Genomic DNA, 12,535 nt, shown 5'->3' on the forward strand with positions numbered 1-12,535 from the left:
ATGAGTATTAAGCACGTATCAATTATCAATACAATCATGCTTGACAATATTACTCTTTCGTCATTAATTGCTTATGAGTCACATCATCCACTTGAAAGTTAAATCGTTTTATTAGGAAGCTCAGAATCGCAGTGGCATGTGGTGTGCGTGCTTCGTTTTCTAAGCCGTATGATTCTAACACCCATACAGGTACCTGACTTACCCAGAATCGGAATTCATCTGAAAAGATTAGTTCGATGGGTACGGCAATATTATTGTCAGATTCGTTTTCTAGGCGGATGGTATTAAATATGCCATTAAATACATCTTCATACTCTTTCCTTGAGGCAAATGGCCCTCGTTGTCTGACTATATAATTTGTCTTGTAATTGAAAATTACATGCTTCATAGCCAGTAAAATGTGCCAATCTAAATATCCTTCATTCCTTAATTCAGTTACTATTTCTTGCCCCCTTTTATCTGCCATCCAACTCCTTATGGTCATTGATATTACCTTGTCAAAATTGTCGTAGCGATTCTTTATATAGGTAAGTGTCTGCTCTTGATTATATAAGGGACTTATTGAATCCTTCCATTGTAATTCTGCTATTTCATTCAGGCTAAAATCATTGTACAGAATTGGTTTAGCAAAAACTGCGCGTTGCGTTTCCTCGAAGGTAGCTTGGCTAAAGAGTTGACGGTATAGCTTTTCGTAAGGCTGGACGATTAGCGTTTTTTCGGGTAATCCACCGTTTTTCAGCTTATCTTCGAATATTTGTTCTTTTGCCTTTATAGGTAACAGGCTTATATTCCGTATTAAGAAATAAGCCATGGTGACGATCTGAACTTGTAGCCACTTTACTTCTTCTGGATCTTTATCGTTAATTGAAGTTAATGTGGGTACAACAACCGTCCAATGTGTACGATTGTTGGATTCGGTTAATTCAAAGTCAACATTTTTGCCTTCATTTTTAACGGAAAGATCAATCTCAATCTTGGTTTTAATCAAATGGAGATCTTCTGGAATCAATTCAACTTGTAAAATCTGGAGACTAGCAACCACTTGCTCAGCGACTGGGGTAGTGTGCCAATCATTGTCAAATCTAATTTGCCATTCACTTCCTTCGGCAAACCAACGGATGGTACGGGTTGGTCCTAAATCACTGAAAGGTTCATCATCCAATTTATTTCTGTGAAAGTGCTCTAATAACTTTGTATCCGAAAAATCATCAAACTGTTTATTTAGTACAGCTCTCATTTCATCTACTGGTACGAACGGATCAAGAGCTGAATTGCATCGCAGTTTGTGGGAAATTAAGTACTGTAATTGGGGAGCGAAGCGCAGCGTTATATACTCAATGGACAAACTATCAGCGAGTGCCTTACCTATTCTAGAAAACTTTCCATGATCGGACTCGAATGCATTAGGGTCAAACTCAATCGAGGCATACACAAACGTGCTGTAACAATCTAAGAAACTAACCCATGCCCCTTGTTTATAATCCGAATGAGCAGCTAGGAAAAAAGCATGACCATAACGCTTCATTAATGCTGGATCATTTGTGTTTGCAGCAAACCAACCAGCCGCTAATGCATACTGTTTAGCCGCTAAGTGCATCCCTAACGCGTCGTATACTTGAGCTATATTAAGACAAGCCAGGATGAAGCCATCGGCTGATTCCTTTTTTGACCAAAGATTTTTGGCCTTATGAAAGTTTTGAAGTGTTCGGATCAACTTATTTGATTCCAGAAAGCTGACCCCTTGCTCAACGTTGCTTTTAGCTCGCTTAAAATCACCTTCTCGCTCACCTACGAACTTACTGAGCCGCTCTGATAGATCAACCAGGATGTCCAGTAGTTTGTCTGGGATTCGGTCCGTAAGCAGACGAACTTGCAAATTCAGCCGATCTTGTAGTTGATATGCCGAATAGAATGGAGCATCGGGCAATAGCTCTATAATTTTGTTGATATATTCAATGACTCGATAACAAGTCCCATCGATATCTTTAATCAAATCACTCGTAAAAGCTAAATTGGCTTTACACTCCAATAAGCCGCATCGGTAATTAGGGTTATGGGTTTTTAATTGCTTATCCAGTAAGGCATTCAGCCGATCAATCCAGTCCTGCCAGTTTTCTTCTAAAAGAGACGTTCCCGAAACGTGTAGCTCCCAAAAAACAACAGCTAATAAAGAAATGGCATCTTCAATATCGCGGATGCTGGTATAAGCTTCTACATCCTCAAAGTAATCGTATAGATAAGCAACACGGTCGCCTAACGAAGCAGTTGGAGTATATCCTTGCGCTACGGAATCAGGTTTTATAATGAGCATGCAGATTTCGTAAGCTGCTTTTCGTTGGGCAAAACGAGGTATCTCATTGAGAGAATAATAATGCTCTAAAATATCAACCCAAAACTCGGTGTCATTATATAAATACAACTTACTGCGGCAGTGATGACTAATATTGACGACTTCATAAAATTCAGCAACTAAAAAATAATCCACCGATGCCTGTAGCCACTGCTCCCTTATGTCAGCATACCATTTATCGTCATTCTCATTCCGAGTTAGTATAATGGTTTCTAAGTGAGGGAATGTTAGCAGTCGATCCGATGGTGCTTCTTCGGTAGATGCTTGAGAGACAAACCAGTGCAGTCGAGCAATCAATGCATCCGTTTCACTAGCTAAAATGCCGTAAGGAAGTTGTAAAAGTTGGTTATGGATCTGTTCGATTATAGCTAAAATGGCCTGTTCGGAGGGAGTGGATAAGAATTCCCAGCGAATGCTTTTTACGAAATTAGTTTTTACATTATTATCAAGCTCTTGATAACTGTCAGCGATAAGAACTCGGTTCTTTATCTGCCATTCCAATTGTTCAATAGCGGATTGATATGTAGCTTTTTGGATTTCAGTTGTAGCTTCGTCGTATTTCTTTTGCTGGGTTTGAATTTTACGGGATGTTCGTTCAGTGAACGACTTCGTTTCCTGATCTATATAATCAACTAATATGGCGTTAACCGCATCTCGGCAACGTTCCAAAACCTCTTCGACAAGATTGTTCTGATGCGTTATCCAGTCTTGTAAAAGTGCCTCAGAAGGAGTAATGGATGAATTTGTTTCGAAGGTAAACCGAACCTGCTGATCGGCATAAGCCGGATTGCAGTATAACATAAAAAAATTAGCAATTGCTTTTTTGACTTCCGGGCTATTTAGAGAAAAGGTTGATGAATACAACTTGATCTGGCGGAAGGTCACAACCTCCTCCGCTGGATTTACCTGCATAATATCATCCTCATACTCGCAGTAAATCTGAGCCTCGGGTTGATGCCAGCTATCAATCCAAGAGGCTAAGGTTTTGAGTTTCTGGTATTCAAAACCGCGAATACCAGATGGGGCATCTGTATTTTTACTAAAGATGTGAAGTTGATGGAGGGGATTAGGTAGATTCTCACTCATATTGGATATTGTACAGTACAAAGAGACTGTTTCACCCTAAAAACATATTCTTTTTTGTACAGGTTTCACTTCTTCGATGTGCAACCGATGTGTAGCGAGAAAATCAAAATTCTTGGTCAAAAACCTATAAAATTAGGAACTAATGAAAAAATGCTTCCTTGACGTTTTGGCAAAGTCATTACTGCTAAGTTTAGTAGGCTCTTTTTTATTTTTCGGGCTGGCTGTAAATACCATGTCCACTTATTCACCGAAAATATGCCTAGAATAAAGGCAAAAATCTACGCATAGTATTATATCACTCGCTTTTGAGTAAGATTTCAGTCACAAGACTAATCTGTGTTTGCCCATCAACCTTATAGCGTGGGTTACTGACTCTAATCATTTTGAGGCTATGATCGAACAATAAATCGAACAAGGGGCTTAGCTGATACCCTTTCAACGTGACGATATGACCACTGAAATAAAGTAGTATTTCATTCAAATTGTCAGCGATTACCAAGTCAACCGATACCAGATAGGCGTAATTGAAAAATGCCCGTCGTCCGTTTTCCCATACGAAGCAGAGATTCCGTACAGTACTGTCTATATCATGCAACTCTGTGCTACCAACCGTGTAATCCGTAAGATTATCGCTGGTTGTATCCACTACCTCATCTTGCGAGAAATTCGCCCTAAAGTTTTGGACTTGGTGCATGACCGTTTGGCTTTCGCTGCATAGGCTTTGGCTTGCTTGGGGTATTAATACGCTTGATTGATGGTTTCACCTTCGGTGGTGCAGGCCGTGTTGTTCTGATGATATGCTCGACAGCATTTCGTTTGGTATTGTTTCGGTTCACCAGTTCTAATGCTGACAATCGCTCTCCTGCTTCTGATGCATGAGCCAGCAAAGCGGCTTTATCATCGGTATAGATATGCACACCATCCCGCGCCCGTGACACCGACACATAGAATTGGTTAAGATTGGTAGCCGAAAAGCTGCTAGCCGGTTGCGCAATAAAGACCTCATCGACGGTCTTTCCTTGTGCGGCATGAGAAGTCAGGCAGTAGCCGTGAGCAATATGGCCGAAATTGGCTGGAACCGTATAGGTGGCTTTGCTTGCCTTGTTGTGTAGGCGCAAAGCCCCGTTCGGCTCAAGGGCGATAACGTCCAGCATTTGTCCATTCGTTAGTCGTTTTTTATTAGCGTCATATCCATTACGAGTAATGCGTACTTTATCGCCTTTAGATAGCGCGATTTTGTTGGGTCGGTACACGTCAAACAGATCCATGCGATCCAGGGGAAGAGAGGTTTGCTGGCCGCTAGTATCCTGAATGTGGACTATGCTATCAACCACAGAATGAACCTTCCACCGTGAACCACGCTCAATGCCTGCTATATTCTGGCTGAACTGGATGATCTGACCGTTGCGATAATTCCGATGATCGCTTTTTTCGGCCAACGTCAAATTAGTATTGGCCAGTTGCGTCAAGGTTGTTTCCCCGCTAGCAATACGTCCGGTCTGGCGCAATGTCTCGCGAATGGCTTTGGTGACCTGTTCGCCTTCCTTATGTGTCGGTGAAATCACCAGAGCCGTTTTCCCTTTTTTCAAGGCAGCTAGATAATCGTTAGCTAAGGCGGTAAAGGAATTGGCGGGATCAAGAGTCTTGATCGCTCCCATGCCATCTAGCACCGAAAACGCTTCACTAATTTTGTTATCAGCCAAGGCTTGTACGGCTTTGCGATAATCCAGATTGCGTTGCCGATAGATACGACTTACTTCAGCGGATCGGATACCCGCTACCGTATTCAAAATGCGCAAAGCATCCCCGCGAATGACACTGCTATGTTGTTTGGTATCTCCGCTTAAAATCAGGCGAGCATTTTTCTGAATGGCCAGTTCCAGTAGGGCGGTCATATCCTTGGTATTCAACAGTCCGGCTTCATCCACCCATAACACGCCATCCAATAGGCTGTTTTGCAGTTCGAGTGCGGACAATAGTTTGGCAACAGTTTCGGCTTCGCTAAAGCCTTCATCCCGCAATACGTCCCGTGCGGCTTGCGCCGTCGGTGCGACAACGGTGACTTTATGACCTGCTTCCTCAATCAGCCGGATGGCTTCTTTCATGAGTGTGGTTTTGCCGGTTCCGGCTCGGCCTCGGATGATCGACACGCGATTGGTAGTAGTCAGCACATGGACTACAGCCTCATGCTGTTCACCTTCCAGTGCGATTACAGGGGCAACCGGATAAAGCGGGGGCAGATTGCCTTTGCCTTGTTGTGCTAAAGCCACCATGCGTTTCTCTTCACGCAACACCTCTTTGGTGGTGCAGAGCGTTTTGGCTCCATCCTTGACCCGAATAATCCGCTTATCGTCGGTAAAGTAGTCGGTAATCTGGTCAATAGTCAGCGTTGGATGGCCCAACCCCTGCCGATAGGCAACTTCCAGAATCCGCCGATCCTGCATGACCGAAACGCGCTCAAAGCGCATCGCCAACGCATGATCGACACATTGTTTAGGCGAGGGTGGTGTTATAGGTTTGATGGGGGTAAAACGGATTGGCTGCTCACCTTCATCTTTATCGCGTATTCCTAACCCGAATATTTGTTTGCGCCATTCAGCCTTCAGTTGGGTCATGGTTAAACCCTTTTGCTTTTTGGAGCGGGTTCGTGCTCCTAATTGATCCAGTTCGGCCGGATCGGTAATGCCAAGTTCTTTGGCAAGCTGGCCGATTTCGTTGGTGCGTTTGGAAAACAGGTCAATGATGTGTTCGGGGACACCAGCGACTTCAAAGGCTTTATCGGTACGTCGGATGCGATAGCCCAACTCAACCAGCTTATCGGCCAGTCGTTTGTGAAACCGTGCCTGATAATACGGCATGTCCTGTTTGATCGACCGGAATTGTCCCGCCTTAAACTGCTGTTCAACCGCATCCCACGTCACATTGAATACAAACGAATGGCAGTGGAGGTGAGGGTCTGGCACTAATCCATCAACGGGTCTTGCCGTTTGGTGGATAAAATCGGCCCAGAGTAGTTCACCCGTTGGTCGGTCTTCATCCATGCCGTTTTTACGAACCCGTGTCTGAGCATCGGCTTCAATATCCAGCATGGTGGCACGAACGCTTTCCTGAAACGCATCCAGAATGTGATTATCATCCGTCAACGCCTGAAGGATCGAAACCGACTTCGGACAGTGGAAATTGATGTCGTACCCGACCGTGCGATTATCTTTTTTACGAGGTGTAAGGGCCTGGCCCGTGATTGGGTTAATGTTTTCGCAGAGGGCGTGAAAGGCGTTCTTCGTCGCTACCCCTGTAATGCTAAAACGAGCGGCTATCCGTCCATAGAAACACCCAGGCTGTTCCTGATCATTTAGGTAATAGTCAGATTGGTGCAAAGAGTCGTTGAAATACTCTTTTGCCTGTCCAGCCGAGGTGCTTTGAATCATACGGATCATGTATGATTCTATACATCGGAAATGCTCAGCGGCTGGGTAGATTGTTAGTTTGTTATAGGTGGTAACAGAGTGATAAAGGTATACCTAATTAATAGTGAGACTGTTAAATAAAATCCGTCAGACATCTTCCCTTAGATTAGCCTAAGGCTAGTGTTGAGGTTATAGTTTTATGGTCTTTAGATATTGATTGGTCATGCCTTATGGTAGGAGGCAAATTGCTTCATTAGATTGAACCATCCCAATCTAACTTAATTTCTAAAAAACATTCATCAATAAATCATATATTTAGAATGAAAAAGATTTTTAATTGAATGATATGAGGGACAATGAACTTACAGCCATACTAAAAGAATACACTGTAAGAATTGAGACAAAGACAAGTGGGGGAACAGGCTTTTTCATTGCTCCAAATATGATTATTACCTGTTTACATGTTATAGATATACCATATGAAGTCTATTGGAAAGATAGAAAAATAAATACTACTATTGCCGTTTCTACTGAAAAATATATAGATTTATGTATTCTGAAGGTTGAAGAAGATATATATAATACATGCGTAATGATAGGGTCTCTAAATAGTATAGGAGATACTCTGTATAGTTACGGGTATCCAGAAGATTACAGGACAGGAGATTCTCTAAGCGTGGAGTATGAAGGTTATTCAAGCACAGGATACAAAAATTATCAGTTAATAAAATTGAAAAGAGGGCAAATAAAGCCTGGTTTTAGTGGTGCCCCCTTACTTAATTTAAGAACAGGTTTAGTTTGTGGTATGATTAAAACTACAAGAAACAAAGCAATAGATTTAGGTGGTAGAGCGATATGTTTAAATGAAATACAAGAAAATGTAAACGAATTAGACTTTGTATTTCAAAAAAATAATGAATTTAATAAATACAATAGGAAATGGTATAATATGCTTACTGACAACCAGAAGAAGGAGATTGGCATATACAAAATATATATACAAGAAAAAGACATTTCTATAGAGAATTTAATAAGTAATTCAAAAGAAAGAATGGAGAGTATCTGTTCTAATTTTATCTCTGGCTCTAACTTAGTTAGATTAGCGGATCTAATTAAAAGTGACTTTACTTTAAATTTTAAAACTGTAATAATTGAAAATAAGAAAAAAAAAGAAGTAGAATTTATAAATTATTGTATTGAACGGATCACGGATGCAGCTTCATTGTCGAAAATTCAGCATCAGAAGTTTGTAATATTAGGTGATCCTGGCTTTGGAAAATCTACATTACTATATAAACTATATTATGATTTATTACAGAAATTATATAATGAAGAAATAGGATTTATACCTATACATATTGATTTACATGATTATGCAGATGACCAAAGTTTTGGTACAAAGGAGTGGACTTATAAGTATCTAGACTCGATAACTGAGAATGAGAATGTTACTTGGTCTATAATGCCAAATAAAAAATCAATATACAATTTGACGTTATTTCCTTATTTTATTCTTGATTCTTTAGATGAATATTTGGCTGATTGTACTCCATCAGAAGTTAACTCTAGATTAGGCAAATATATTTTTGGGTTAGCCAACATCATTTCGTGCCGGACTAGATATTTCGATACTTATTTAGCTATGTCAAATTTTTCTTCCCAATTTGAAAAATGTTATTTATCAAATTGGGAAGAAAAATATACAATAGAGTATACAAAATGGTTCTTGGAGCGTATAGGATATGAGGTAATTTCAAATTTAAATGCTTATAACATATTTGAAATAATTCAAAAATCAGAAAATTTGAAGGAGATATGTAAAGTACCATTAAGATATAACATGACACTTGAAACTTTATCGAGTAGCTTTATGAATTTTGATTTAGTCGAAAGCTTAAATTCGCTATATGATAATTATATATATGGTTGGTTATCAAGAGAAGCTTCAAGGGTAGGTAATATATTGAGTATAGAAGATAAGATATATTCTCTTGAAATAATATCTTGGGAGTTCTACGAAGAAGGCCAGATAGGAAATGATATACAAAAAAATTCGTTTTCTCTACCTGAGATGCGTAGTTTTTTGGAGAATGATAAATACCTAAAGAAAAAATATAATTACAGAAAAGATATTACTTCTGATTTAGCATTAAGGTCAATTTTATCTATACAAAGAATAGAATTAAATCAAATTCTGCTAAAATTTACTCATAAGTCTTTTCAAGAATTTTTTGTTGCTAAATATATATATAGCTTAATGCGTAATAGCTCGGCTAAGCTTGCTACTTGTTTAAGGCAACACATTTCGCAGGAAGTAGAACAGTTTTTGAAAGAATTTATTAGTAATATTAATACTAACATTAGATTTTTAACTTCAACTACAGAAATATTTATTGAAGCATACAATATGAGTAGTGAAAAAAGAGGCGATTCTAATATTGAGAAAAGTAGAAAAAGATTGGCCAGAAGTCAATTAGCGTATAATATGGGTCACCTAAAAGGTAAGAACGCCTACGATTTCTTAGTTGAACAATTACTTTATAGAGAAAAAGATGAATTTATAAAAAGGAGTATCATTATTGGCCTAGCTTTTGGAGGTAATGATCAGTTCCTCAATGACTATGTTGATATGCTTAGAAATGAGACAAATTCAAGATTGAACGATATCAATGTAGGTAGCCAATTAACCTATTTTGGTGACCAACCTTTTGAGGTACTGTATCCAGAGAAAGACCAAGGCCTTAGGAAATGTAGAGGAACAGTTTCGAAGCTCTTGCTACAACTTGATAATAAAAAAAATAATGCAGCTAGTTGGCGACTAGATCTCTATACAATTATTTATATTGGAAAGTATAGAAGTCAATCTAGCGAGGACTTTTCAGAAGTTTTTAAAGAAAAGATTTATTTGTTCAATGCAATAATTGAGAAATTTAAAAGTGAACAGATTGAATGGCCAGAGATCTTTGATAGTGAAGAATTAATAAAGAAATATAAATTTATTTGACTTTCGAAATTTTAATATATATATTGAACTTCAAAAAATACATAAGTGCATATGGGTATGAATAATAAAGTTGCTCTCGTTACAGGCGCAAGCCGCGGTATTGGTAAAGCTATAGCTATTGAATTAGCCAAGAATGGTGCTAATGTGGTAATAAATTATTTAGAAGATGATCAAGCTGCTAATGAGGTTGTAAAAATAATAAAGTCATTTAATGTAGAAGCAATATCAGTTAGAGCCGATGTTGGCGATCCTGATCAAGTTGAGGCTATGGCAAAAGTTATAGAAGAAAAGTTTGAATATGTTGATATACTAGTAAATAATGCGGGAGTTATTAAGCGACCAGGCGAATGGGACTTAATTGCATTTAGCGATATAGATGAAACTATTAATACAAATTTAAAAGGTCCTATATTTTGTATGCGCCAGTTTGTTCCTAAAATGATTCTGAACAAGTTTGGTAGAATAATTAATATCACATCTACATATGGTATCACTGGAGCGGCTGGAGTATTAGTATACACAGCTGCTAAAGCTGGTGTGGTTAATATAACTCACTCTATGGCAAGAGAGCTGGGCAAATATAATATCACAGTAAACGCCATAGCGCCTGGAAATATTGATACAAGAATGACATCTTCTGCTGGTGAAGATTTCAAAAAATGGGTCGAAAATACTTCTCCTATCCCACGTTTGGGCACTCCTCAAGAAGTAGCAGAAGCAGCTATGTATTTAATTAATTCTCAATATGTTTCTGGCCATGTGTTAACAGTTGACGGCGGTCATATTCTAAACATGTAATAACTGATGGACAAAATAAAATTGATATTGGATAATCATGTAAATTTACGTCAGGACTCATTATTACTTAGGAGAATTTTACAGGAAATTGTAGAAACAGTTGATTTAAAAGAATATATTTCTTGCTTACTTAGTGATAAGCATATCTTAGCTCAGATTTCTAAATTATCTTATAAACATGCGAATGGTTTTTTTAAGATAGTTCTGCATGCGTCTGAAAATTACAAGTTAAGATTGCATATATGGAGAAAAGATGAAAAAGCTTATCATGAGGACATACATAATCACCGTTGGAATTTCGCTTCATATGTACTAATTGGAGGCTATAGAAATGAAATCTATGAAGAAGCAAATAGCGGTATATTAAAATATAAATATTTTTATTATCCAAGACTAAGTAAGACAAACTTCATCTTAGAATATAAGGGAGTTAAGCATCTAGAGCTTGTAGAAAGAATCGTTTTTAGTGCTGATAGTTACTTAGTGTTAGATTGCCATGTTCTACACAAAGTAAACTTAGTTGAGTCTGATTATACTGCGACTCTGTTCTTGGCAGGCTCGGCACTGGACGACCATACGCAGATTTATAGTGATGACTTAATTATAGATTCAAATGAAATTGATTCGCCAAATATTTCTATATTTGACTTAGAAAATATTTTTATCGAACTAATTAGTAAATGTAAAAATGGAAACACAAAATATACCTCTTAAATTAGACAATGGTACGCTGATTTATGTAGAGGTTGAATCGCAAAATATTGAAGAAAACGTAGGTTTGGTAACTGATTACAAATTCTCAGATATTACAGATAAGATAGAAGGCATTGCAAAGGCAATTGTTGGTTCGTTTGAGAAAGTTCGACCACAAAAAGCAACCGTTGAATTTGGAATTAACATAAGTTTAGAGGCTTCAGGTATAACTACTTTAATAGCAAAAGGTAATGCTAATTCTACTATTAGGGTTATCTTCGAGTGGAACAACTCTAAGTAAAATAAATATTTATTTTGAAATTATTTATAATATTATGGATAAATTCATAATTTATGCTGGATCTATATCTCTATATAATAACAAAATATTAATTATTCAAAGAAGTGCCAACTCTTTATATCTACCCTCTATTTGGTCAATTCCTTGTGGGAAAGTAGAACTAAATGAAACTATTAAAGAGGCTTGCTTACGCGAACTTTATGAGGAGACCAATTTAACAGGGAATATTGTAAGAATTGTATCATATTCTAAATTTGATAATAGATTTTTATCTGAAAATCATATCAATTTACAAGTTAATTTTCTTGTTCATGTATATGATAATAAGGTGATATTGGAAGATTCATTTGATGACTATATGTGGATATCACCTAATGATTATGAATATAGCCCATTAGATAACTACAATAAAAGTATTATAAAAAGTTATTGTTTAATTGAAAAATCTGACATAGCTTAAGCTATATTTTCATCCTTGTCATTAAAAGAAGGCCCACAGATTACTAGCATTTTACAAGCTTCACTAAACATTTCGTGCCATTTCTCAGATTTTATTAATATACTGTCGCCTTTTTTAATTGTATATTTAATCCCCTCTACTTCAATATCTAATTTACCCTCTAAAATATAATAGATTTTATCGCTAACATGATTGACTCTCCGAGAATGCTCACCGGTTAGCTCCAGAACCACAACGCTAACTTTAGTAGAATGATCAGACGAAAAATAATTAAAAATCTTAGTATAGGGATCAACTAAGAAAGATTGAATTTCCTCCTCCTTTTTGATGACTGCATCTGTTGTGCTCATATTATGATGTGCTCTTTTAGTTAGGCTCAAACTTAAGCAAAAATATACTGAAAATCGCAAATCTTTGCAAACAAATTGAGAGCACC

9 protein-coding genes are annotated in these 12,535 nt (G+C 37.7%); 5 read left to right on the forward strand and 4 right to left on the reverse strand.

Annotated features, from left to right (window positions below; all coding sequences use genetic code 11):
• Positions 1-49: 49 nt before the first annotated feature.
• From B5M13_RS04040 to mobF, 3 genes are all read right to left on the reverse strand, one after another.
• Positions 50-3,436, reverse strand: coding sequence for a hypothetical protein (locus B5M13_RS04040; RefSeq protein ID WP_080054420.1), 3,387 nt, complete (start codon positions 3,434-3,436; stop codon positions 50-52).
• A 295-nt stretch (positions 3,437-3,731) separates the two neighbouring features.
• Complete coding sequence (locus B5M13_RS04045) at positions 3,732-4,130, reverse strand: hypothetical protein (protein ID WP_080054421.1); 399 nt, start codon at positions 4,128-4,130, stop codon at positions 3,732-3,734.
• Positions 4,108-6,864: a MobF family relaxase gene (gene mobF / locus B5M13_RS04050; RefSeq protein ID WP_218919477.1), complete on the reverse strand. Its 2,757-nt coding sequence runs from the start codon at positions 6,862-6,864 to the stop codon at positions 4,108-4,110. Before mobF ends, B5M13_RS04045 begins: the two co-directional genes overlap by 23 nt.
• A gap of 325 nt (positions 6,865-7,189) precedes the next feature.
• On the opposite strand from mobF, the gene B5M13_RS04055 reads away from it, so the two are divergent.
• The 5 genes from B5M13_RS04055 to B5M13_RS04070 are packed head-to-tail and all read left to right on the forward strand — an operon-like array spanning position 7,190 to position 12,099.
• Positions 7,190-9,847 carry a S1 family peptidase gene (locus B5M13_RS04055; protein ID WP_080054423.1) on the forward strand — a complete coding sequence of 886 codons (2,658 nt, stop codon included), beginning with the start codon at positions 7,190-7,192 and terminating at the stop codon, positions 9,845-9,847.
• Positions 9,848-9,904: 57 nt separating this feature from the next.
• Positions 9,905-10,645, forward strand: coding sequence for an SDR family NAD(P)-dependent oxidoreductase (locus tag B5M13_RS04060; RefSeq protein WP_170061083.1), 741 nt, complete (start codon positions 9,905-9,907; stop codon positions 10,643-10,645).
• 6 nt (positions 10,646-10,651) lie between these two features.
• Positions 10,652-11,359 carry a hypothetical protein gene (locus tag B5M13_RS04065; protein WP_080054425.1) on the forward strand — a complete coding sequence of 236 codons (708 nt, stop codon included), beginning with the start codon at positions 10,652-10,654 and terminating at the stop codon, positions 11,357-11,359.
• Positions 11,334-11,639 carry a CU044_2847 family protein gene (locus tag B5M13_RS33260; RefSeq protein WP_155297178.1) on the forward strand — a complete coding sequence of 102 codons (306 nt, stop codon included), beginning with the start codon at positions 11,334-11,336 and terminating at the stop codon, positions 11,637-11,639. The genes B5M13_RS04065 and B5M13_RS33260 overlap by 26 nt, the downstream gene beginning before the upstream one ends.
• Before the next feature lie 34 nt (positions 11,640-11,673).
• A complete protein-coding gene (locus B5M13_RS04070; RefSeq protein WP_170061084.1) occupies positions 11,674-12,099 on the forward strand; it encodes an NUDIX hydrolase in 426 nt (141 codons plus the stop codon).
• On the opposite strand, the gene B5M13_RS04075 is transcribed toward B5M13_RS04070, so the two are convergent.
• The gene (locus B5M13_RS04075; protein WP_080054427.1) at positions 12,096-12,449 is read right to left on the reverse strand and encodes a cupin domain-containing protein; all 354 of its coding nucleotides are present in this window, start codon (positions 12,447-12,449) and stop codon (positions 12,096-12,098) included. The genes B5M13_RS04070 and B5M13_RS04075 overlap by 4 nt on opposite strands.
• Positions 12,450-12,535: the final 86 nt, after the last annotated feature.

It is taken from the genome of Spirosoma aerolatum, assembly GCF_002056795.1.
GTDB classification, from domain to species: Bacteria; Bacteroidota; Bacteroidia; order Cytophagales; family Spirosomataceae; genus Spirosoma; species Spirosoma aerolatum.